This window comes from Candidatus Methanomassiliicoccus intestinalis Issoire-Mx1 (assembly GCF_000404225.1).
Taxonomy (GTDB): domain Archaea; phylum Thermoplasmatota; class Thermoplasmata; order Methanomassiliicoccales; family Methanomassiliicoccaceae; genus Methanomassiliicoccus_A; species Methanomassiliicoccus_A intestinalis.
The window spans coordinates 47,735-71,483 of record NC_021353.1 but is presented as its reverse complement, the minus strand read 5'-3'; the positions used below and the strand labels follow the sequence as shown (position 1 = coordinate 71,483).

15 protein-coding genes are annotated in these 23,749 nt (G+C 40.9%); 5 read left to right on the top strand and 10 right to left on the bottom strand.

What is annotated here, in order from left to right; genetic code table 11:
* The first annotated feature begins 477 nt into the window (after positions 1 to 477).
* A complete protein-coding gene (locus H729_RS00290; RefSeq protein WP_020448002.1) occupies positions 478 to 3,807 on the top strand; it encodes an InlB B-repeat-containing protein in 3,330 nt (1,109 codons plus the stop codon).
* Between the two features lie 258 nt (positions 3,808 to 4,065).
* Here H729_RS00290 and H729_RS00285 read toward each other — a convergent pair whose 3' ends face one another.
* From H729_RS00285 to H729_RS00255, 7 genes are all read right to left on the bottom strand, one after another.
* Positions 4,066 to 6,915 carry a hypothetical protein gene (locus tag H729_RS00285; protein ID WP_020448001.1) on the bottom strand — a complete coding sequence of 950 codons (2,850 nt, stop codon included), beginning with the start codon at positions 6,913 to 6,915 and terminating at the stop codon, positions 4,066 to 4,068.
* 1,415 nt (positions 6,916 to 8,330) lie between these two features.
* Positions 8,331 to 8,975, bottom strand: coding sequence for a hypothetical protein (locus tag H729_RS00280; RefSeq protein WP_020448000.1), 645 nt, complete (start codon positions 8,973 to 8,975; stop codon positions 8,331 to 8,333).
* A gap of 1 nt (position 8,976) precedes the next feature.
* Positions 8,977 to 9,591 carry a hypothetical protein gene (locus tag H729_RS00275; protein ID WP_020447999.1) on the bottom strand — a complete coding sequence of 205 codons (615 nt, stop codon included), beginning with the start codon at positions 9,589 to 9,591 and terminating at the stop codon, positions 8,977 to 8,979.
* A 64-nt stretch (positions 9,592 to 9,655) separates the two neighbouring features.
* Positions 9,656 to 10,873, bottom strand: a complete 1,218-nt coding sequence (locus H729_RS00270; protein WP_020447998.1) for a hypothetical protein — start codon at positions 10,871 to 10,873, stop codon at positions 9,656 to 9,658.
* A gap of 398 nt (positions 10,874 to 11,271) precedes the next feature.
* Complete coding sequence (locus H729_RS00265) at positions 11,272 to 11,772, bottom strand: rubrerythrin family protein (protein WP_020447997.1); 501 nt, start codon at positions 11,770 to 11,772, stop codon at positions 11,272 to 11,274.
* 41 nt (positions 11,773 to 11,813) lie between these two features.
* The gene (locus H729_RS00260) at positions 11,814 to 12,746 is read right to left on the bottom strand and encodes a branched-chain amino acid transaminase (RefSeq protein ID WP_020447996.1); all 933 of its coding nucleotides are present in this window, start codon (positions 12,744 to 12,746) and stop codon (positions 11,814 to 11,816) included.
* A gap of 39 nt (positions 12,747 to 12,785) precedes the next feature.
* Entirely contained in the window at positions 12,786 to 13,895 is a 1,110-nt protein-coding gene (locus H729_RS00255; protein ID WP_020447995.1) for a glycosyltransferase family 4 protein, read from the bottom strand.
* A gap of 145 nt (positions 13,896 to 14,040) precedes the next feature.
* Here H729_RS00255 and H729_RS00250 point away from each other — a divergent pair, with 145 nt between their 5' ends.
* Positions 14,041 to 15,108, top strand: a complete 1,068-nt coding sequence (locus tag H729_RS00250; protein WP_020447994.1) for a glycosyltransferase family 4 protein — start codon at positions 14,041 to 14,043, stop codon at positions 15,106 to 15,108.
* A 22-nt stretch (positions 15,109 to 15,130) separates the two neighbouring features.
* On the opposite strand, the gene H729_RS00245 is transcribed toward H729_RS00250, so the two are convergent.
* Positions 15,131 to 18,532, bottom strand: a complete 3,402-nt coding sequence (locus H729_RS00245) for a hypothetical protein (RefSeq protein ID WP_020447993.1) — start codon at positions 18,530 to 18,532, stop codon at positions 15,131 to 15,133.
* 175 nt (positions 18,533 to 18,707) lie between these two features.
* Here H729_RS00245 and H729_RS00240 point away from each other — a divergent pair, with 175 nt between their 5' ends.
* The 3 genes from H729_RS00240 to H729_RS09860 all read left to right on the top strand — a co-directional run bounded on the left by H729_RS00240 (position 18,708) and on the right by H729_RS09860 (position 20,997).
* Complete coding sequence (locus tag H729_RS00240; RefSeq protein WP_020447992.1) at positions 18,708 to 19,460, top strand: glycosyltransferase; 753 nt, start codon at positions 18,708 to 18,710, stop codon at positions 19,458 to 19,460.
* A gap of 365 nt (positions 19,461 to 19,825) precedes the next feature.
* Positions 19,826 to 20,737: a hypothetical protein gene (locus H729_RS00235; RefSeq protein ID WP_020447991.1), complete on the top strand. Its 912-nt coding sequence runs from the start codon at positions 19,826 to 19,828 to the stop codon at positions 20,735 to 20,737.
* Positions 20,701 to 20,997: a hypothetical protein gene (locus H729_RS09860; protein WP_020447990.1), complete on the top strand. Its 297-nt coding sequence runs from the start codon at positions 20,701 to 20,703 to the stop codon at positions 20,995 to 20,997. The genes H729_RS00235 and H729_RS09860 overlap by 37 nt, the downstream gene beginning before the upstream one ends.
* 154 nt (positions 20,998 to 21,151) lie before the next feature.
* Here the strand turns inward: H729_RS09860 and H729_RS00230 are convergent, their stop codons facing one another.
* Positions 21,152 to 22,189: a sugar phosphate nucleotidyltransferase gene (locus tag H729_RS00230; RefSeq protein WP_048133746.1), complete on the bottom strand. Its 1,038-nt coding sequence runs from the start codon at positions 22,187 to 22,189 to the stop codon at positions 21,152 to 21,154.
* Between the two features lie 75 nt (positions 22,190 to 22,264).
* Complete coding sequence (gene ppcA / locus H729_RS00225) at positions 22,265 to 23,722, bottom strand: phosphoenolpyruvate carboxylase (RefSeq protein WP_197736776.1); 1,458 nt, start codon at positions 23,720 to 23,722, stop codon at positions 22,265 to 22,267.
* Between the last annotated feature and the right edge of the window lie 27 nt (positions 23,723 to 23,749).

The following is a 23,749-nucleotide window of genomic DNA, read 5'->3' as shown; positions in this document are numbered from 1 at the left end:
TTGATTGATTTTTGATTTGATTTTTTGATATGTCTGGACTTAGTTTATTTTGATTATTTATTTTGATTTACTTGGATTGTTTTGTTGAATTATTGAATTTAGATTGAAGTTTGATTCCTTCTTTTGTTCTTTTCTATTTTCTCTTTTGTTTTCTTCTGTTTTGTTCTGTTTGTTTTGTTTATTGATTTGAGTTTTTGATTGTTTGAGATTTGAGTTTGTGAAGTTTGAAATGATTTGCAATTCTCATTTCTTTTCTTATTCTTTCATTCTTCTTCTTTCTTTGTTCTCTTTGTTTATTCTTTCTTTTCTTTGATTATTTTGATTATTCTTATTGCTGATTGAGTTTGCAGTTTTGGTTTTGAAAAAAAATTGTTTTTTTGTTTTTGATTTTGGTTTCTCTTTTCTTTTTTGAGTTTTGAAGTTAGAAAGTGATTTTAATTTCAGTCTTTGAGAAGAGAAGGCAAAAATGGTGATTGAATGAAAACAGAAAAGAGACTGACAATGGCTCTGAGCGTCTTAGTTGCGCTTATGATGCTAGCTGTCCCTCTCGCATCTTCAAGCAACTTGTTCGTGGATGGGGGACAGACAAACTCTAACGGCGATGCGCCAATGTTGAGCGCTTCGACGAGCCTAAGTGTTTCTAAATATACTTGGCCAACTCCAGCTAATAATCAAATTATCAACACATTTATAATTGACAGTGAAGCCAGTTATGACATGTTTATTGACAAATATCTTAAGTTAACTACTACTAACTCAAACTCGATAGAGGGTTCATTTGGTGGAGAAAATAGAAGCGATGCTCAATGGAAAGCAGATCCATGGCTTGCCATTGTGTACCAATCCACTGACACTGTTAACTCTCTAGAACTCACAATTACAAATAGCAATATTAAAAAAATAGATGACATTAAATCACAAAATTCTCTGAAGAATGTTGTAATTGACGGAAAAGCTACAATCTCAGGCTCGAGTTTAAATTTCAGCGGAACCAGTCATGGAATTGTCGTTGGATTAAATGGTGATCTTGGTTTATCTTCTGATAAATTCCATGGAGACTATGATATTTTATTAAAAATAAATAATGCAGCTAATCCACTCCATGATACAGTAACATATGCAGATCCAAACGATATCGAAATCGTTGACTCGTGGATTGTATACGATCAAGCTTCTTTAGACAAGATCGGAACCTACGTGGGCAAAGATATTCAAAACAGTAACTTTAGAGAGAAATGGGATGGCAGTTTGAATGCATGGATTGCTATTGCATACACTGCACCTGAAGGAGTAGGATCTGTTGACTTTACAGCGAAGTTAAACGATGGTGATTATTCTACAATTACCACAAGTGTTGGAAATTCCAATGGAACTCATGTATTCGCTGCGTTTGTAAATGGATCTCACACTAATGAAGACTGTTTTAATCTTGCTGTCGGCAATGATAGTTCCATTGCTAAGTATCACGGAGAATATTTTGTAAATGTTGCCGGTGCAAATTCATCATATTCCTTTGCATTTGGAGCAGATGCAGGTGAGAAAATAACTGTTACATTTAACCTGAATGTTCCTGACTCCGAAGGAAGAATCAGCTTAGATGACGTTAAAGCAAATATTACAAAATCTACTGATGGTCTTGATGTAACATTCTCATACGATCCAGATAATAAAAACATAGTTTATGCTACGTTTGAGAAAAATGAAGTTTCAATTACTGGTCTGTTAAGTCTAATTAACCCAGCAAAAGCAGGATACATATTTAGTTCATGGACTGACGATAATGGTGTTCAGTATGAATCTGGTAGTGATAAAATTACAAAAAGCATGATTCTGAATGCTAACTGGGAAATTATCGATAACTGGGTTCAGGCACCGATTGATGTTATATACGATGGAACTACATACAAATATTCATTAGCATTATACAGTGCTGACGAAAAAACCGTAAATGTTTCTTCAAGTAACATTATCAGCCTACTTCCAGAAGCAATTAAGGACAAAGGATATGTAATCAATGTTAAAAATGCAAACACTGATAACGACTTACCAACAGTTTATTCATACACTGTAAAAGAAAACAATGCTGATGGTAAAGACTTAAAATCAACTGGACTTGTAAGCATGAATGCTGACAGTACTGTTTACATTGAATATGCATTGACTTCTTACACAAAGATTACTGTTTCATCTGAAATCTTTGGCGATGCAAAAGCAGTAATGTATGCATACAACAGCAACACCTATACCTACAATCAAGTCTGGAATGCTCTGATTGGTCTCGGGGAGGATAATAAAAATGCAACTGCAGCAAACCTTGGACTTAAGAAGAGCTTTGGTGGAGAAGTATCAGGTAGTAATAAAGCTCTCAATGTTAAACTTGATGATAATAAATACACAACTTCTGATGGAAAATACAAAGTTACAGGCTGGGACAGCGGTATTGCTTTAGATGATACAAAGACTGCTCCTGGAACAGATTTAACATTAAACTCTGAGTTAAACGGATATAACGTTATCTTCATGGTAAACGGTCAGTATGAAATCGTTTATGTTCCATATGGACAGCTTACTGCTGACAAATGCACACTTAATGTTTCTGGATTGAACCACTGGGTGTATATGGAATACAGTGACTATGAAAATGACACTTATAAATTCCAGACGTTTAACTTCAACTCTACTTCAGATGTTAAAGCAGTAAACGATAAAGCCGTATCTGGAGAAAAACCACAGTTTGTATTCATCGCATGCTTTGAGAAAGCAGACAGCACAGCATATGCAGTGTTTAATGCTTCAAACAATGGAATCGCTGGAAACTATGGAAACAAATACGTTAAGAGCATTATCATTCCTGGAAAAGCTGTTGCCGGTACCAACTCAACTGTAATTCCATTACCTGCTGTTTCACCAGTTTATGAGACAAAGAATGTTCTGATTGGATACTCTGGATACGTAAGCACAGGAGAAAACCCCTCTGCATTTGGTGTTAAGGACAGTGTTACATCCTTCAACGCTGATATAGTCTCATACAAATACACAATTACATTCTACAACGGCAGCGATGTGAATGGTATCTTCTACTACGGCGGAGACTCTCAGACATCAAGTGACTCTATAGAGACAGGACTTGTAGCATTCTCATACAATGGTGTAGCATACAAACATACAAATGGAATCACGCTTACAGGAGATGCTCTGAAAGCATTCAACAACATACTCTACCCTGCTAAAGACGGATACAAAGTCACTCAGTGGAAAGACACTGACGGCAATGTAATGCTTGACAATATCAAAGTTGAAAGAAACGATGACAAAACTGTAAAGTCTTCTTCTTATGAAGTCAAATTCAAAAAGATCTCATCTGACATGAGCTTCTATGCTGGATTTGAATCTCAAAAGTACACAATTGTATACAACAGCAACATTGCAGCATCTCCAAACCCAATGACTCAGACTGGATATGTTGATGAATCTCTGAAACTTCTCGGTGAAGCTACATTCAACAATGATGGATACAAGTTAGTTTCCTGGAACACAAGAGCTGACGGAGAAGGAACTTCATACAAAGTAGGAGAATCATTCTCAATCAACGGCAGCGCATATGAGAAACTCGATAAAATAAATGCCAACGACAAAGGCTTCACACTCTACGCCATCTGGGAGAAAGTCGGATCATCTGACAACCCAAGCGGTAACACTGATGGAAACAATGACAGTGACAACACTGCATTATATCTCATCGCTGGAATGCTTGCTGTAATTGCAATTCTTGCTATTGTAGGAATTGTACTGATGAGAAGAAAGTAAAATCTTTAAATCTTAAACTGATAAAAACAAAACTAACGAAGTTAGTAAATAAGAATCTTAACTGATTCTTTTTATTAACTTTTACTTACTTTTTTTCTATTTCTTTTGTTTACTTTTTTTGAAACTTTTACTGAAAAAACTTATTTTAAAAATAAAACTTGTACTTTTGAATCAAAAAATAATTTTAAAAAAAGAAATTTGAAAAGTCAGAGATTAAACTCTGACTTTAATTGATTTTACTTAAGTGTTTTTTTACTTTCAGTTCTTCTTTCTCAGTACAACTGCAACAACGATGATCAGAATGATGATCACAACAAGTATTCCAGCTAACAGATATGTGTCTGTGTTGCTGTTATCATTGTCTCCATCAGTGTTGTCACCAGGTGTTGCATTGCCATTGGATTTCTCCCAGATAGCGTAGAGCGAGAATTCGCCGTTCTTCAGATCTTCATACTGTTCTCCATTAAGGGAGAATGAAGCTCCTAAAGCATAGGTTGTACCTTTTCCATCAGGCCTTGTGTTCCACTCTTTCAGTTTGAATCCGTCATTGCTGAATGCGGAGTCACTGAATAGATTTACACTTTCATCAACTTTAACAATCTGCTTCATTTCGTTTGTCATGGTAGCAGTGTTACCGCTGTAAATGATTGTGTAATCTTTAGGATTGAATTGACCATATAGGCTGATGTCTGATTTGATTTCTTTAATGTTTACTTTTGAGACCTCATAATATGGAGAAGTCGTGGTCTCTTTTACAGTAATCATTGCTTTTCCATCAGCATCATTCCATTGTTTGAGAGCGTATCCATCTTTATCAGAGAATATGATTTTGTTGTATGCATCAAGGTATGCTTTAGCAGCGTTTGGATCGGCATATACAATCGTATCATCAGCCGCATTTTCTGCCTTAAGTGCAGATGCTGAGTATAATGTACCATCGTATTCAATTCCTACGATTGCACCATTTAGATCAGCAATTTTTAAGATGCCTGTTTTTTCATTGCAATAGAATACACCAGCAACATTGCTGCCGTTGTAGAAAGTCACAGCATATTTGTAATCGTCCCAGACTGCATTGTATGTAACTACTTTGTTATCAGCATATGCAACGAACGTGTCTTTCTTAGCATCATCACTACCCCAGTTTTCAGTGGTATTCCATCCAAAGAATAACCAGTGATCTTTAGATGATGATGGAGCGTCAGCCTTTGATATAGAGTCTCCTACTTTTCCAGTAACAATGATCTCAGTAACATCTTTGCTTCCAAAGTATGCATTTGAGTTATCGCTGTCAGATACACCCTTTGCATTGAATACTGCATAACCAGTTTGTGAAGCAGGATAGAAACAAGCGATGAACGTCTGAGTTATTTTATCCTTATCGGCCTTTGACTGGTTTTCCAGCTGAGCGATGTATCCCTGCGTAAATATTACGGGGGTAAATGTGTATTTATTATTAGCAGACTCGTACGTAACCCAATGATCGACAGTCATTCCAGAGATCAGAGTGCACTTGTCAAGAGGGTTCTCTCCATAAGCAACAGATACAACTTCGAATTTACCGTTCACCATGAACATTACTTTATACTCATTAAGAGAAACATCTAATGTAACAGCGTTTGAAGCGTTCTTGTTACTCTCAAGATTTCCTTTTACACCATCAAATCCAGTTATTCTGTAATAGTTGTCAGAAGTAACATATGATTTATCTGTAGCGTAAGTTGAAGATGTTGTTATTCCAAACAGTTCAGATTTGGTTCCATTATATTTCTGAAGTGCGTTGAACACTTGAGAATATGTGAAATCATCAGTTGCAGGAGCAAACAATACTACATCACTATCAAACATTTCAGATGAAACGGTTATTTTTTGATATAATGTAGTGTTCATTGTGTATGTAACAGTTAATGAATCATCGGTAGAAAGTACAGTTCCATTCTTTACTTCATTGCCGTTAGAAGATGTAACTTTCATTGTGTAAATCTGTTCATTAGATCCACTGACTACATTGTAGCCCATCTGGCTGATTCCAGGAAGAGATGTGATTAATGCGTTTGTTTTAGTTTTTGATGCATCTGAAAATGCTATCTTATTATCATCATTAAGAACAAATGCTTGTACAAACTTCTTGTCTGTTGTAATGTCGCCGGCAACGTTTACATCAAGCTGAGCATAGCCAGTTTTCAAGCTCCAGTTAGCCGTAATGGTCATATCATCAAGTATTCTATTGGATGCGACATTAGAATCTTTATCAGGAAGTTCTGAATTTTGATAGACTATTCCAGAAGCGTCTTTCCATGTATCAATCTGATAACCATCATTTGTAATGACATTAGTTTTAGCTAGACATGATATTAAGTACTCAACGGAAGTGAATCCGCTCAGAACAGATGCTCTTACACCATAGTCTGTCTTATACCAGTTGATTCCTCTCTTGGCATCATTGATTGGTAATGTAACATCAGTCTTATTCAGAATTGTTGCTCCGTTCATTTCATTTAAAACAAAGTCAACATTAACTGAAACAGGGTTGTAAGAGAATGTCTTTGAATTGTCTTTAACATCATCCCCAAGTTTTAAACTCACCACTGCATCAGAAATCTGTTTGGTTATCTCAAACCCAAATGCATCTTCAGAGTTATTAACTAATGCAGTTCCAAGATATCCAGTAGCTAGGTGATTTCCCTTCTTCATACCATTGAATGAAATAGTATTAGTATCACCGATTTGAATAGAAATATCTCCTTGCTCATCTGTTGTAAATGCAATAGCAATCCATGGAGTCATTCCAGCTTGCCATGTTTCACTGCAATTGACTGCCTCACACCACTTAGCAAAATCTACATAAGTTCCAATTTTATTTAATGTAGCTTGATCATAAATAAGCCACACATCATCAACCGACCATCCTTCGGTTGTTGTAGGACTATTTGTATTGTCACCTGTACTTGAAATATCGGCATCAGCCCCTATCAAGGGCGCATCGCCGTTAGAGTTTGTCTGTCCCCCATCCACGAACAAGTTGCTTGAAGATGCGAGAGGGACAGCTAGCATCATAAGCGCAACTAAGACGCTCAGAGCCATTGTCAGTCTCTTTTCTGTTTTCATTCAATCACCATTTTTGCCTTCTCTTCTCAAAGACTGAAATTAAAATCACTTTCTAACTTCAAAACTCAAAAAAGAAAAGAGAAACCAAAATCAAAAACAAAAAAACAATTTTTTTCAAAACCAAAACTGCAAACTCAATCAGCAATAAGAATTGCAAATCGATTCGCAATCAATGCATTCGAACGAATGCGGGACGGTTCTGATTGTTTTTTTCTTTGTTTTTGGCTTTTCTTTCTTTCCTGGCTCTGAAGAGTGATTTGTCCATGCAAAGAGCAGGTGTGGTTATCAAAAGAGGGGAAGATCGGACATCCATATAAAATTAATCATATAGCTATCACGCGACCCATCCATCGACATATTTCATAGCCTTGCATGTTTTTCAGTTGAGCATCTGAAGTGGTTTATGCGCTCTTATCAGTAATGGGGGATATAATACTTATGATATAGATATCGAAAATTAGCCCAAAATATATTGAATTGGTGAGATAAACACTTTTTAAATAATAACTGCTAGTTTTATTATTGAATATGAGAATCCTTGATGAGTGTTCAATAACATACATAAATCAAAAATAAAGTATCATTCTAAACATATTGTATTGTATAAAACATCATGTAAGAAATTACCGAGACTTATAAACATATTTCAAAAAATATGTTAAATTTCGTACATTTAGGAGATTTAGAGAAAGTCAGGGACTAAACGGTACTTTTCTCGGGATCTAAAAAAGGTAATGACTAAGCTTGTGATGAAAATCTAATCAAAATATACCAAGCCTGCACGCTTTCTGCAGATTTTTGCTCTGAAAACAGCTCAGCGGGAATTCTCCTTTTACTGTTATAGATATTATATCTTAGAACATAAAGAGGACATAGAACACAAAAAAGGAGAATATCAGTACAATTCACCAGCATAATTACAGGAAACAAATATCATTTATGATAATTTAGACTCAATATAACACAAATATTTTATAAGAATTCAATAACAGCCAGCAGTTATGAATAAATATAAGAAATTAAAACAATAGTCAGACAAAATAAATTATACAAGCAGTTTATAATAAAATAAATGATATGAACACTACCAGCATTCATACAAAGAATGCCGAATCAGCAAAAAAAAGCACACACATACCGGGCTCATAACGAACAGAATTGCTTAGGCATAACTATTCTAGAACATAAGAATACTAACAGCAGAACTCTTGAAAACAATAAATCAGCAGCAGAAAAGGAGATAATCACGGAGAAGTAAAAAAAGAATACAAGCCCGTAGAATCAGAGATACCTAAAAAAAATCAGCCGTTGCAGGGCAAAGCAGAGGCAGAGGAATAGAGACAAACGGGTAAAAAGAAACACAGCTGAAAAAATCACAAAAAAATAAGAATGAAGCAGGGTTTGAAGCCTGCTTTTTAACCTTTATGAAATGGAAGGATCAGCTTTGTAACATACGGATGAAGCTTCAGAGTATCAACAAAGCTGTCTTCGCTGTTGCGCTTCATGTACCACATAGCATAGATGGAAACAATCAGAGCTCCTGCTGTATCGCACACCAGATCTCTGATGGTATCCCAGGGGCTGTACTGCATATTGGTGCCTGAGACTTCATCAACGATCAGTTCAAACACTTCCCAGTAAGCACTGAATGTAAACATGATCAGAAAGATGAACAGCGGAATGCTCTTCGAAGTAAACCGGGTATCTGGATCGAATTCATTCACTACCATCAGGGTGTAGAAGACACACAGAGCCACAGTAACAGAGGAAATCGTGTGGGTCACAGTATCCCAGTAAGGAATGAAATCATATCTCAGCAGCAGCACTCCGTAAGCATGCAGGAAGATGGCGACTTCAATCAGCAGCACAAAGGGAAGGGGCAGCGTAACCCACTTCAGCCTTCTGAGGATCAGCGGCACTAAGCAGAAGAAGGCACAGAAGAAGCCTGTGTTGACTTCATAGCTCATACGCTGAGCCTGACTGATTGAGATTATCGACATTATAATCAGAATTATGCTCGCAAGGATGCAGATTCCATCGGACAGTTTGCCTTTATCCATTTCAATCCACCCCGTAATACAGAGAGATTTCTGTCTTGGGAATCCGTTTGAAAATACACCTGAGGATATATCCATAGATCAGCGACAGAAATGTAGTCAGGAAAGCAGGCAGCATCAGATGTCTGTTTGATTCGGTATTGTCCACTCCGTTTGCAAAATCATCATTTGATACAAGCCAGCCGTCTGCGGACATCTGCACGTAAATAACGAACATGCAGACAATGGCAAACATGCAGGCAAAGGCAATCGAAAACAGCAGGATCCAGCGTTTGGAGATCTTAATCTCGCTGCTGCCCGCATTTATCGAAATCATCAGCAGCATTCCGCAGACCATAGCGGCAAATGTCTGGACAGCATAGGAGTATACATCGAAATGCTCTATGGAGACAGCAGAGTCGATGAAGGATAAAACAAGATATGCAACGAAAGGAATAGGAAACAGGACTGCTACTTTCTTATGATATGTCTGATTGAAATCCTTGGTTATAACAGCAGGAAGCAGGATAACAATAAGCGCAATTACTGAAAGTAATGACCAGGTCCAGTCTCCTCTCCATCCCGATACCGCTAATGCTAGTACCGGCAGGATGATTGAGAGATAGTAAACTGTACGCATTAAATGCCCTCAGGTTGTGTATTCTGCCCCAATCAAAACCAAAGGACTATTTGAATGTATATTTTCAATTAGACGTATCGATTGGTATATCCAACAGACATTTTGCTTTTAAACAGGTCCGTGTGATATCAAGCATTACCAGAAGACCAGCAAGAACAAATGCAAAGGAGATTAACCAGCCATCAATAGAAGCTAAAAATGGAATCCCTTCAGCCTCGATTCCCTGGCCGATGAAAAGCAGGACATACATGATAATCAGCTTAAAAAATACATTCTTATCCTTTACAGCCCACAAGGAAAAGAAAGTAAAAGGAATTATAAAGTAACCCAGACGGATCATTGGATATACGCAGAGGAACAAAACAGTCGTAAGCATAGCAGAGCGCCAGATGTCTAACTTGTATCGATAGGCAATGAAATAAGAGAGTAACAAAACCGCTACCGTAATGATTATGCCTGCACTGCTTGGAATGTCGACACCTCCGCGGATTAAGAGGTTAATAAGAGACATGCCGCCGCTGGCGTTATCTCCTTCCGTAAGGAAATAATAGTGAAAAAGATCAATAATTCCCTCTCCAGATGCGATCATGAACGGTCCTATGATAAGCAGGGAAACGAGTATGCCGATGACAATTCCCAGCAAACGTTCTTTGTTATTCTTCATTTTGATGAGCAGGTTAGGGAAAATAAGCCCCTGCAGCATTTTAACCCATGCGGCCACTGTTCCTACCACGGCAGAGGTTCTAGCATAGCCAGCAAGAAAAACAATTACGGGAATAAGATAAAAGAATGCCACGATCGGCTCGTCCTGGATTCCAAAGGTTGCATCTACTACAGCATAAGGACAGAGTACTGAGAGAATTGCTGCATAAAATGCATGCTTTTCATCCCATTTTCTCATAGTCAGATACATGAAAAGTCCAGTGAGCAGGGGGAAGACAGAAAACCATATCTGATACATCCAGTCAGATCCGCCGAAAGCCTGCGGTGGAACAAAGAGATAGTTTATCAGAGGAGGAGACTCGAGATCGATATCCTTGTAGAGTATTTTACCGTCTAAGATCGCCTGCGCTCTTTCGCGGTAGATGTCAAGATCGGGGTTGGGACCAAATGTAGAGTTGATCCAACCACCAACAAAAAAGAAATCGGCAACGATGAATGTCCCGTAAACCGCCAGAGCAAGAAGGATGAGAAAAAGAACTTTCTGCTGATAATCGAGAGCTGTTAACTTTTCATCCAAACGTTTTAGTTTGCTCACAGAATCTGCAGACGAGTTTCCCATCCAATCCACCAAAGGTAATCAAGAGCTGTAGAAAAACGTATCCTCATTTAGTATATTTACAATTGTTCTTTTGATTCCATTATAAAATTTCATTAATTAGGGAGAAAGATGCATACTGGGCAATCATCCAAAGTACAATGGCAATAAGACCGTTTAAGCATGCCAGCCCGACAGATAGAAAATCAAAGCCTGTAATCAATCAGCATAGAACGTTTCTGAAAACTGGCCGGCGCTGTTTGATTCGTATGTGTGATTCAGAGTTATCAAATATAAAAAAAGACACAGTTTTCAGATAAAATTAATGAAAGAAATATCAACCACGCAAGTTATCATATCTGATGTTTATCTGAAGACCGTCATTGAAAATTAAAGAAAGCGTGCGTGAGCACGCCTATTGTTCAGAGAACTTCTTTGAAGACAGAGCCTTTGGCACCGCAGACCGGGCATACTTCTGGAGGTTCTCCGTATTCTAAATCTCCACAGACTGGACAGATGTAGAGCTTTTTTGCGCCCAGATCCTTGCCAGAAGCAAGCACTTCGGCAGCTGCTTTATACAAAGCCTCGTGGACCTTTTCGACTTCATTGGCATATGAAAAGGTTCTGACAGCGGCTTTGTTGCCTTCGGACTCGGCCTCCTTGATAAACTCTGGATACATCTCAGTATGTTCATAGTTCTCACCTGAGATGGCAGCCTGCAGGTTCTCTGCAGTGGATTTAATTCCTCCTGCAACCTTAAAGTGAGCAAGAGCATGGATTGTTTCGGCTTCAGCTGCAGCCCTGAAAAGTTTGGCAATTTCAGGATAACCATCAGCTTCAGCCTGCTTTGCGAAAGCTAGATATTTTCTGTTAGCCTGTGATTCGCCTGCAAAGGCGCTCATAAGATTATCTGCTGTAGACATTTAATCAACCATTTTACTCATGAGGCTTTTCCTAAAAATAATTAGCTCCGAATAGTTGGGGCATCCTCAATCATATCACACCAGGCCAGATGTTTAGGAATGCGCCCGTTGGCAGCATCAGAATATTCCCTCATGATCTGTTTTGTTATCCATCCGGGAGAGCCAGAGCCGATTATTCTGCCATCTATTGCCCTTACAGCCTGAATTTCTAAAGCCGTGCCGCACATAAAGACTTCATCGGCAGACACAGCCTCATCCCATACAATCTCCCTCTCTTCAACTGCATAGCCAAGGTCAGATGCAAGCTGCATTACCGTATCGCGGGTGATCCCGCCGAGAATACCTGCTGTCAGTGAAGGTGTGGAGATAGTCTCCCCCTTAACAATAAAGAAATTTTCAGCTGAACCTTCAGCAATCATCCCAGAGCTGTTCAGCATCAGCGCTTCGTCAGCTCCTTTCTGCATAGCATCACGTTTAGCCATGATCAGCCCGACATAGCCGCCGCATATCTTGGCAGAAACGGCTGCAGCCCTCCAACGGGGCTTTTCCCAAGGAGAAGTAAATACCTCAATTCCTCTTTCAGCTGCGCCTGGTACATACTCACCCATGCTTACAGCGGCCACCGCCACATGAACAGGCATATCCAGTGTTCCCAGTGACAATGAGCTGCCTTCTCCTGCAAAAGCTACCGGCCTGATGTAATCAGCAGCGGGATTTGCTTTCACAGTTTCTTTAACTGCCTGACAGAGTTCATCCGGAGAATTCGGGATCTCTAGACCCAGGATTTTAGCGGAACGAAAAAGCCGTTCGATGTGGTCTTTCAAGCGGAAAACGGAAACGTTAGTATTTGAGCGATAGGCTCTGATACCTTCGAAAACACCCCAGCCGTATTGCAGTCCAAAAGAAAGGAGAGAAACTTTAGCCTCTTGAGCATCCACTAACTCCCCGTCATACCAGATTTTTAAAGCGTTCACAGAATTCCCGATGTACTTTTTTGCAACGACTAGTATAAATTAGATACGTAGAGGCGCATCGTTGCCTTTAACATTACAGGGGCAAGCATCAGACGACAATACGGCAAGAAAATCCTTAGCAGTATTGTCCCAGGTAAATTTAGCCGCCCATTCGCATGCTTCACGGCTCATTCTCAACCTTTCACTGCTGTGCAGCAACAGCTCTAATGCGGCTTCAGAGAGGCGGTTTACACAACCATCCTCAACCAAAATAGCAGTATGACCGTTGCGCATAGAATCATGAATTCCCGGCACGTCATAACCGACAACCGGAGTACCGCAGGCATTGGCCTCCATCGGCCCGATTCCCCAGCCCTCTTTTACCGATGCAATCATCGAAATCCAGGAAGATGATAGGATCTGTGCCTTTTCTTCTTCGCTGACCTCTCCGCGGAATTCAACATTTGAAACTATCCCGAGTTCTTTTACCAGAGAGATTAAGTCTTCAGCATCTCCGCGTCCAGCAATGATCAGTTTTGCATCCGGCAGCCGTTTCAGGATCATCGAAAAAGCGCGTAAGATGTCATCAATCCGTTTGTAAGGTTTTATCCGCCCGACATAAGAAATAGTCGGTACCTCGCTTTTAGGCAGAAGATTTAGTGAATTGACAGCAACCCCGCAGTGTACAACTGCCAGACGAGACGCTGGAATCTTAAACCTGTCAGCCACATCCTGCTTAGTGCTTTCAGAAACAACAACAAACCTCTGCCGGTGGTAAATTTTAGGAATTAATGTCTGCAGAGTATATCCAAACCAGCCGAGAAAGGAAGAAAGTTCACGTTGAAATATTTCTTTATCCATTATATGATGGATCACCGGAATTACTTCAGCATCAGCATAAAGAGTAGAGAAAAAGGGAACTCCGTTGATGTCATCAATTACCAGATCATAGCGGTTCTTGCGGAAAGCCAAAGCGGCTCGGAGATAAACGCTGAAACGGTTTCCCATTCTCTGTATATGAATACCATCGATTACATCTTCTTTAAGGGAATGAGGATAACGAGCACAGAAAAGAGTCACTTCATGATTGGCGGCCAGACGTTTCCCAAGCTCATGAACGAAATTTTCCGCACCGCCACTCTGCGGATGTGTGATATCACGCCAGTTCAAGATAAGAATCCTCATGCTATCTGGTGACAATATCTAGTCTTGCTGATCCTATTTTAAGACTCTGAATTTATTAAAGAACGCGTGTGTGTCCAATAATGCACTATATATATGAATGAAAGCCATCAAAAGTTAACCTGGGATTCTCATGAAAGTTGTGGTGCTCTGCCGAAAACTAGAAGGTATGCCAGCTAACGGTTTTGACAGGTATTCTCATGATCTTGTAGAAAATCTTTCAAAATTACCGGAAGTCGAGATCATTCTGCCCAATCAGACGCCATCTTTGGATATACGATCTTATGGTTCTGTAGCTAGTCCGTTGTACTATGACATTTTTCTTCCGATCGTTACCATTCTCCGCGGACGCATGAAAGGTGATGTATTCCACGCCGTCACAGATGGCCAAGCGGTTGTTTTTCCATGGTTGAAAGGCAAAAAGATACTGACGATGCATCATGTTGACAAGACCCCGCCGATCGGTGTCAAAGAAAAGATCTTCCGCGTCTTTTACGGCTTCGGCACAAGGATGGGAGTCGAACACGCCGATATGATTATCTGTATTTCTGAACAGACGAAAAAAGAGATTCAAGAAGCATATGGAGTAGAAGATTCGCGGCTGTGCGTCATCAACCACTCTGTTTCCAGCCGCTTCCAGCAGCTGCCTGATGTTAAAAAAGAAAGAGTCGTGGGGTATCTGGGAGCACTTAAAAACAGAAAGAATCTTGAATTTATGATCAGAACTGCAGCAGCTTACAAAAAAATGTATCCGGATGATAAGGTAATCTTTTCCATATGCGGAGAAGGTCCAGAAAATGGAAGGTTGAAGTCTCTGACTGCACAACTTGCATTAGATGATACCATTGAATTCCGGGGGAAAATTCCCGATGATGGGTTGGTAAATACCTACAATTCATTCAAGCTCTTCTGCCTTCCCAGCCTGCAGGAAGGCTTTGGACTGCCGGTAATTGAAGCTGAACGCTGCGGCGTGCCTGTATTGACGATTGCCGATGCAATGATACCAGAGGAGGTTGTGACGGCAGCCACAAAGTGCCAAGACGAAGAAGATATGGCAGCAAAAATCCACCTTCTGCTTGATGATGAGACTGCTTATCAAGAAGCAGTTGATAAGAGCCTGAAACACTCACAGATTTTCAGCCCTGAGTGTACTGCAAAACAAACTTTGGAAGTTTATCAAAAGGTTCTCGGCAGAAGTTAATCTGCCGATTTTACAGAGTTCATTAAAGGCCACGTTTTTTATTCTGCATAAGACGGACAACCACAAACATAACTACTGCGGCTCCTGCAACTACGAGCAGGTAGGTCAGCAGCATTTCATTGTAAGTCTCTTGTCCCTCATAGTGCAGCGTGATCGTATGCTCTCCCGGCGGCACATGATATGCATTTGCCATCGAATTTGTGGCAACATGATCTAAGACGGTCCCGTCCTCCAAAGTGGCGACCCACAGATCAGAATAGCTGTCGGCAACGATCATCCACATCCAATCCTCTGAAGAGGTCTTGATGGTATAGTCAGTATTGGTAGGATGCGTAAACTCGATCGTACCAGCAGATCCATCAGAAACAGAGAAGCCCGCTGGCAGCAGCGAGACCCCGTAGAAGTTCATATCATCTACCCTCAGCTCATGGACCCCTGCCTCCAGATGAATTACCGCTTCCAGATAATCGCCATTACGCTGCAGATCCACCTGTTCGCCATCAATCGAAAAGGTACCAGCACTTTCGCCAGCGACCCGGATTAAAAAGTCGCCGCCGTATGGCAGATCAATACTGTGAGTGGCATAAGAATGTTCAAGCGAGACAGATAAAGAGTCAAGATATACTGTGTTCTGACCGACTGATTTCAGAGTGATCTTGAGAGAACCTCCTGACGAGACCACGGTTAAAGCAGCTCCCTGCATATCCGCGCCGGAAACAACTAGCGTGCCGATCGGCATATCGGAATTATTCTCCCACACTTCAACAAGAACTGCAGAATTAGCATCAAGTGGAGCGGCATTGAGTTCAATTGTATATGGCACACCAGCGGCAGTCTGCGGAATTTCGCCCAAAGTAATCGTTTCACCAGGCTTGACTTCCTGTGGCTTTCCATCGACAACGAAAGAGTTCGTGTAGAATGATCCGATACCGTATCCGTCTTCACCAAGCCACGGCAGGTAGACGCCGTCCCATGATGAGGAAGACACAGGCAGCACAAAGGCGGTCTGGTCCGCCAGTTTAGTTAGAAGTTCTGTAGCGCGGCTTAAGGCAGCATCATATTCGTCAGCACCGATCCATAAAGTACGCTGCAGACAGATTTTACCATCTCCATGGGTAGAAAGTGTTACCTTGTGGCTGCCCTTCGTCACATCAAGATCCGCGACATGTGTCCAAGCAGAATGCGTGAATGTGCCGGATGTATCGATTTCTGCCACCTCCTTGCCGTCCACATAGACGGTGACGGTACCGCATCCTGGTCCGAAGATCATATCAAGCCAGAGTGAGAAGGTTCCGTCCGTGTCGGCATTTATGGAGATATCAAGCGTATGTTTCCCGGTAGTTGATACACCTGGATATGCGGAGTATCCCCCCATGTAGTAAGAGGGGTCATAAATCCAAGTAGAAGCACCATCAGTTGTATGGGTGCTGCCTAAATCAGAAAGCATGATCATTGCTCCTCCCCAGTCTTCCATTTCCATGACGAAATCTTCTAAAGAAGGAGTGGCAATGGTTCCCATAGATTCCAGGGCATCGCTGACATCGCCTCCGGGATAACCGGCGAGAATGTTAAGACCAGCGAGATCTGCTATGCCCATACCAGACAAGCCGATGAGGTATTGCCTGGGACCGGTAGTGAAAAGAGGATCACCGGCCTGATGAATGCGGTCCAGCCAGTCTTGGTTTTCATAGATAGTAGCTCCGCTTTCGTAATCTTTCCAGACTGTGAGATCCTGCAGTGAAGCAAACAGACGGGCTTCTTCTTCAGGCGTATGCACCTGTACAACTATGAAACGGACATCTGCCGTACCGCCAAGCAACTCCGAGATGGTCTTATAGCCAAATGATTCACTATAAATGGCCGAACCTAAGAAGGACCAGTAATCTTCGGTTTCTAAACCGAAGGCATACATCTTACCGGAGATATACGGACTATACATTCCTACTTCGGGTGTCTGCGATGAAGGATAACCGTCAAAGCGTGGCTGATCAGGAGTGTAGTAAACCTGCGCATAGGGCAGATTTAGAATGCGGAAATTCCCATCGACACCGGCTAGATCCTCATAGGGTTGTGCATAAACACCAGGCAGATTGAAAGATTTGATTTCACCGGAAAGGACTGCCGAAGAGGAAAATATTATACAGACAGATAGTGCAACGGCGAGAACTTTAGGCTTAAGAACGTCCCGCCTGATCTTTTTCCAGATCCCCTTAAGCATAGTTGGGGAATGACGCAGTTCATCAGCATGCGTGACTAACATTCCAACCATCAATGCATAGGCGAATCCTGTCAGCAGATGAAGGCGCGAGTAGACACGGATCGAATCCATCAACGGAACTGTGTCAAAGAGAATTTTGAATGATGACCCGAAAATAGAATTAGGCCCGCATGCCAGTACAATAAAGATTAAAGAGGGGATGGCCAGTGATAACAGCAGCCGTCTTTCTTTTTTGATTTTTAGAGAGTAGAATGCAGCAATAGGAACTGCGAAGGCTAAGATGTAGCCTAAAATTCCATAGCCGCTCAGTATCGTCCAGTTATCCAATGACGGTTCTGAATGAATAAAGGAGTTTTCTGTGGACTGCAAGAGGAAAGAATAGAGGAGAGAATAACTGCTGTACTGCTGGGCAGCTTCAATCGTGTAAACAGTAGAAAGCGTGGACATGCCGCCGTCTGCAAATTTTGACAGAGCCATGGGCATGACTAAAACTGCCACTGCCAGTATTCCGGTAAAAAGTAAAAACGCCGAATTTTTAAGTTCGATGTGCTTGCGATAAAGCGGAAGCAGCGTATAGACCAGAATAAAGAGTATTAGAAACACTGCAGTTATAAGGACAATGTGCGGAGAGCCTATTGAGCCTAAAATAAAGGCAAAAACAGGCAGCAATGCAGCATAGAGAGATTTGTGTTCCGTGATAGTTTTGTAAAAGCAGAGAAAAAGAAACGGTAAAATTGCATAACCAGCAATGAAGAGATGATGATTTTCAGTGATCTGTGAAAGATAGATCTGCGAGAATATGTAGACAATACCGGCAGTTACCGAAGCCAGCCTGTTTTTTGTAATCCCATATGAACAGAGATACATAGCAAAGCCAGCAAGCCAGAAAAAGCCAACTACGAAAATCTTAAACACTGTTGCGGCAGACAGATGGAGGACCTCTTCCATCAGATAGTACCCTGAAGACAGAATCACAGAGGGAAAATCAATATGCCCTAACGAGGGCATATCTCGCCAGGCAGAAAAATAAGAGTTCTCGTTGAACATCACGCTGAAGTCTGTAGGCGGACCCATTGCATCGGTGCCAACAAAAAACGAGCCTGAAAAATAATTTCTAAAAATGATTAAGGTAATAACGGCAAAGAATAGCGCCGGCACTAATATATTTTTTACACTGCGGCTGGATGCTATATCCTTCCAGTTCATTCTTTACCCGCCTGAGACTTTGAAATGTCCGTATATATAATTAATGTCTATACAACTTATGCTTATCTATATTTTCAGATTATCTATTCAACAGAATTTCTGCAATTGGATCAACAAAGGCTTTAATTTAGTTGAAACACTTACCCTATATAGAGAAAGTTAAGAGGCTTAGTTCATGCAAGATTCCGATTTCCAGCGTTTCTCTGTAATTCTCCCTACCTTCAATGAAGCAGAAAATATAGAAAAAATGGCATCAACACTCTTTGGACTGTACCCAGGAATAAAAGTTCTCGTAATGGATGACAATTCTCAAGATGGTACCATCGAGATCTGCAGGGAAATAGAGAAGAATAACGCTGATTTTAGAATCAATGTAAGAGACATTAAAGATAAGGGCTTGACTGCAAGCGCCATGGAAGGGATTGTAAAGAGTGAGACGGAGTATTATATAGTGATGGATTCCGATTTCCAGCACCCTCCGGCAATCCTTAGAAAATTGATGGAGGAATTATTGTCCGGTTCTGATATGGTCATCGGCAGACGTTCAGAGAAAGGTGCTTTGAGTACGGGCCGGAGATTATCATCTGATGCGGCACAGTATCTGGCCGCCTTCTATCTATGTTTTATCGGCCAGCAGGGTTCGAAAGACATTATGAGCGGTTTGTTCGGTGGTCGCACAGAGATGTGCCGCAAAGTTATTCAGGAAAAAGAGCAGGAATTTGAACGCATGGGTTTTAAAATCCTTTTTGATCTGTTGAAGTTTATCAATCCTGAGGCAAAGATTACTGAAGTGGAATATGAATTCGGCGCCCGGGCCGGGGGCGAGTCTAAAATCAGTTCCACAATTATAATCTCGGTCTTAAGGCAGTGCGGAGTCTTCGGTAAAGGCTGCGCCAGCATTGCCAATGCAGTCCTTTCTAAAAAATAAACAACCAGAAAAAGGCCAGAACATTGAAACGACAGTTGGCCCATAAGAAGATCTGCAAAAACTATTGATTGTGCAGAGAACAACATGAAAGTAAATTATCAATCAGTCTGATAACCTTTAGAGAATTGAACATCTGGATGATGTCTGACTTGATCGTTTAAGGTAACAACTGATAAAAGAGTAGGTTCAAGGAAAAAGTATTTTTATAAAAATATGTGAAACTCTGAAATGAGAGAATATCATGTTATGCATTGACAATAAATTTGTGTTAAATGTATAGATGAATAAGTATTACGAATATTAATATAATACTAATACTATCTACATATGCTTCATCAGAAGCTACATAACATGGTGGTAAGGACATGAATAGAACTATAAAAATGCTGATAGCATTTGCCGTTGTAGTGTCATTCTGTATAACACCTGTTGCATATGGAATGAGCACTCCAGTTACTGAAGAGATGTCTCTTGATATGACATTGGGAGATTACGCAATCTCTTCGTCAAAGGCAGAAGAAATAAGTGAAAAAGTAGTTGAATTAAATTCAATGGAAAGTTTCAAATCCATTGAAAAAGACAGTATATTGGAGATTGGCAATAATTCATCCAGCTTAGTTGGCTCTGCAGAATATTATAAGTCATTGACAAAATGCATATCTGACAGCATTCCAGTGGTTTCTTTAGATGGCGTATCTGCATTCACAGACAGCAATCTCGATATGCCTACTGCATTTGTGGAAAATGCAACCGCAAGTGGGGTTTATTATGATAAATCAACTGGTGCAATGTGTTGCTATAGTGTAAAATGTGATGATTTGAATGAAGCCCGAAACAGAGTATACGGATGGGCGGATGATAAACTAACTCAAAGCCTTGAAATCAAGGAGAATGCATCATTAGCTTCCTCTGCAGAGACCCCGGTGTGGGGCGGTGAAATCCAGTCATATGGAGATATATCATGCGGAGATTATGGATGGTTCTACATAAGGACTAACTATTACGAGCAAATGACGAACAGCAATACATATCGTTATTATCAAGCTGATTACAAACTTCAGGCTGTTCCAAATACCAGTGCAAACACTAGAATCGCTGATATGAATGTGCAGTGCGATGTTGACAAATTAAGGAGCACTCAAAAACTTCTAGACTATGGACCAACAACTACCTCGGGATCTTCAACAGCAAGTGTAAACCTTAATTGGAGCGTCAGCTTAACTGGTGGTTTCCAAGTAGAATGGGAATTGAACGTTCATATTCCATACCAGATATAATGGTTCATGATTATTCTTCATTTGGAGAGAATTTATTTACATGTAGCCATGACATCCAAGAAAGTGGCAATGTTGGATCCAGTACAATTCTAGTCAAACCAGGATTGATTGCTTCATCTGCTAGGTCCACAGATAACGGTTCATATACCATAGAAGACAATTATAGTGTAAATTATTGTAAATATCAAAAAGTTGGATCCAGTTGGTCCTGCCAGAATTATCACTTATTTTACACTACACTAAATGTAAACATTCCTTAAACACTACATTTGTAGTTTAGATATGCAGTTTACACTGCATTCATTTTTATTTTTAATTAGATTTTAGCAGAGTACTGATAAGAATATTCAAAAATAGAAAAATGCTCAGTGAATAAAGAGCATTTTTGACAGGATTCTGAAATGTTCAAACGGATTAAGACGTTTGATAATCACCGAATATTGCATCAGAGAGTATAGACCCGTCAGTAATTTTGCAGCCTTCGCCCAGTAATACATTCTGGAGACGGCAGTCGCGTCCAATTGTGCAGTTGTTCCGCATGAAAACACCGTTTAATTCCGAGTCTGCACCGATTACTGAATCGTGTCCGACAGCCGCAGAGTTCAAAACAGCGTTGTCACCAATAGAAACATTTGCACCTATGTAAGCCGGTCCAACGACCGTACATCTGCTGGTAGCAAAATTAGAAGAAACTATCGGCCCCTCGCAACGAGCATTGTTACGATCACCCATTGTACCCCGGCGTTCAGCCATCTGCAGATTGGCTCGCAGCAGATCATCTGGATGACCAATGTCAACCCACATCCCCTGCAGCACCGATCCTTGAATCTTTTTACCATCTTCCAGAAGAGCGGGGAAAAGTTGCTTAGAAAAGTCAAATTTTTCACCAGCAGGAATGTACTCCAGCACTTCTTTGTTAAGAATATAGATGCCAGCATTAATGAGGTTTGAAAAAACTTCTTCTGCCGCAGGTTTCTCTTTAAAACGAGTCACAGCCCCTGTTTCATCCAGTCCCACAATTCCGAACTCGCTGGGGTTTTCTACACTTGTTAAAGCCATTGTCGCTACTGCTCCAGACTGCTGATGCTCATTAAGCAGTACATTCATATCAACATCTGCAAGCACATCCCCACTAGCTACAACAAAAACATCAGAAAGTTGGTCCTCAAGGAGTTTGACAGCCCCGGCAGTACCAGCTGGCTGTTCTTCAACTGTGAAATGAACATCGACACCAAAGTCTACATTGCGAAGATTCTGGATCAGATCCTCTGATTTGTAGCCACAAGTCAGGTATACTCCTTGTATTCCTGCCTGAGCCAATGAGCTTACAACATATTTGATGCATGGGACATCAAGTATCGGCAACATAGGTTTCGGCAACGAATCCGTCAGGGGCCGGAGTCTTGTTCCCTCTCCCCCCGCTAGAATTACACCATTAAGCGGTCTAAACATTGCACATTAGTATGTATTCAGCAGGTATTTAATGGGAAAGTTCAACAGTGCGTAAATGCAACGCCTCATTCAAGATCAGCCTAAGAAACCTCTTTGATTAGCTGCTCGCAGTACAAACTCACCAAGATCTTTAGACTGTCTCAGATTGCTGGAGATATATGAGGTGATTTCACGGTGTGATTCATCAGTCTCATAATCGATACTGAGTGTGTCTACGGCCTTGGCGATGTCAGGCATTGAACTGAGAATATCTGGATTCATGAACTGCAGAGCCGAACGCATACTCGTGTCAAAGTGCGGGCAGACGTCACGAACAAAGTCTAGATCCTTTTCTGTTAAAGCATCCATACCCAGCAGCTCTGGTGGAATTCCTAAAGAGTATAAAGCACAGCAAAAGCCGATTGCCCGCGGCAGTTTTACACCTTCCATGCTGCGGGAGTAACCAAAGAGACCAATGTGCAGTTTCCTTTTCCTCCTACGCGGGACATAGTTAGAAACTTCACAGATGAGCGGTGCTAGTTTGACAAGACGCTTGCGGTAGGAGGTAGAGCAACGCGTTATGATGTCCTCAGCCTGCTGCTGATCAATTTCATGAGCGTTCTTTTTGCAACTGTCATTGAGCTGCTGGATGCCGCTGCGGACTTTCTCATTTGAATTATCATATTTGAAAGCGGATTGAACTGTAAAAGTCTGCACGGACGGGTATTCTTCCATGATTTCGTTTACATTATCTGGCTTCAGATCTCCTCTGAAAGGTGCTGAACCAACACCGATTATGGGGAATATCTCAACACCGCTTCTCTCTTGCAACTCTTGAAGATTATATAGAGCAATTTTGTTCATAAGTATGGCACTAAGATCGCCATAGTTCATAGCAGGGTCAGAGCGGGCTAGGAATACGCGCTGATAATCCAGATTTTTGCCGCTGATGTATTTTTCAGTAATATTGTGTGCATCCAGCATATGATCAAGATCTTCAAAAAGAGGGATGACATTGATGGCTTCGGGTTCAAATGTTCCGATCCAGTCAGATACTGGCGTTGAATCATCAAAAAGCATGTGCTGTTTACCTACCACAAAATTGCGATAGTAACTGTAGACACGATCCAGCGACAGAGCTGAAGAAGTCATCGGCAGGATTACTTCAAAAATAGGCGGGATGTCGTTTTGATAGAACAACTGAGCAGTATCAAAGGAACGGGGAATCGACTCCAGCGTTTCCAGCAAAATCTTGGCTTCATCTTTTTCTACAGTTGGATTGGGCACACGCAATGTAAGAAAAAGATCTTTGCCTATCTGCTTCTCACGGAAATACCACTCATATTTGGAAAGCAATTTTTTGACCACAAAGTTATCAACTTCCTTACCTTCACAATCCCACATCTGTTCATCACATTCTAAGTGAGAAAACACGTAATAAGCTTCCTGAATCTCATCTTCACCACCCATTTCTGGCGATTCTGCAAAAAAAGGCGGATTGACATTATCAGGGTGCTGGGTACTCATACAGCGAGGAATGTTGAAAGAGGTCATTGTATGTGCACTTGAGCATTAGTATTT

What these genes read in the sequence shown, in the direction of transcription:
- H729_RS09860 (WP_020447990.1), top strand. Translation starts at nt 20,701, where the DNA reads ATGGGAATTGAACGTTCATATTCCATACCAGATATAATGGTTCATGAT.
- H729_RS00275 (WP_020447999.1), bottom strand. Translation starts at nt 9,591, where the DNA reads ATGCGTACAGTTTACTATCTCTCAATCATCCTGCCGGTACTAGCATTA.
- H729_RS00265 (WP_020447997.1), bottom strand. Translation starts at nt 11,772, where the DNA reads ATGTCTACAGCAGATAATCTTATGAGCGCCTTTGCAGGCGAATCACAG.
- H729_RS00280 (WP_020448000.1), bottom strand. Translation starts at nt 8,975, where the DNA reads ATGGATAAAGGCAAACTGTCCGATGGAATCTGCATCCTTGCGAGCATA.
- H729_RS00270 (WP_020447998.1), bottom strand. Translation starts at nt 10,873, where the DNA reads ATGGGAAACTCGTCTGCAGATTCTGTGAGCAAACTAAAACGTTTGGAT.
- ppcA (WP_197736776.1), bottom strand. Translation starts at nt 23,722, where the DNA reads ATGACCTCTTTCAACATTCCTCGCTGTATGAGTACCCAGCACCCTGAT.
- H729_RS00235 (WP_020447991.1), top strand. Translation starts at nt 19,826, where the DNA reads ATGAATAGAACTATAAAAATGCTGATAGCATTTGCCGTTGTAGTGTCA.
- H729_RS00230 (WP_048133746.1), bottom strand. Translation starts at nt 22,189, where the DNA reads ATGTTTAGACCGCTTAATGGTGTAATTCTAGCGGGGGGAGAGGGAACA.
- H729_RS00285 (WP_020448001.1), bottom strand. Translation starts at nt 6,915, where the DNA reads ATGAAAACAGAAAAGAGACTGACAATGGCTCTGAGCGTCTTAGTTGCG.
- H729_RS00290 (WP_020448002.1), top strand. Translation starts at nt 478, where the DNA reads ATGAAAACAGAAAAGAGACTGACAATGGCTCTGAGCGTCTTAGTTGCG.
- H729_RS00240 (WP_020447992.1), top strand. Translation starts at nt 18,708, where the DNA reads ATGCAAGATTCCGATTTCCAGCGTTTCTCTGTAATTCTCCCTACCTTC.
- H729_RS00250 (WP_020447994.1), top strand. Translation starts at nt 14,041, where the DNA reads ATGAAAGTTGTGGTGCTCTGCCGAAAACTAGAAGGTATGCCAGCTAAC.
- H729_RS00245 (WP_020447993.1), bottom strand. Translation starts at nt 18,532, where the DNA reads ATGAACTGGAAGGATATAGCATCCAGCCGCAGTGTAAAAAATATATTA.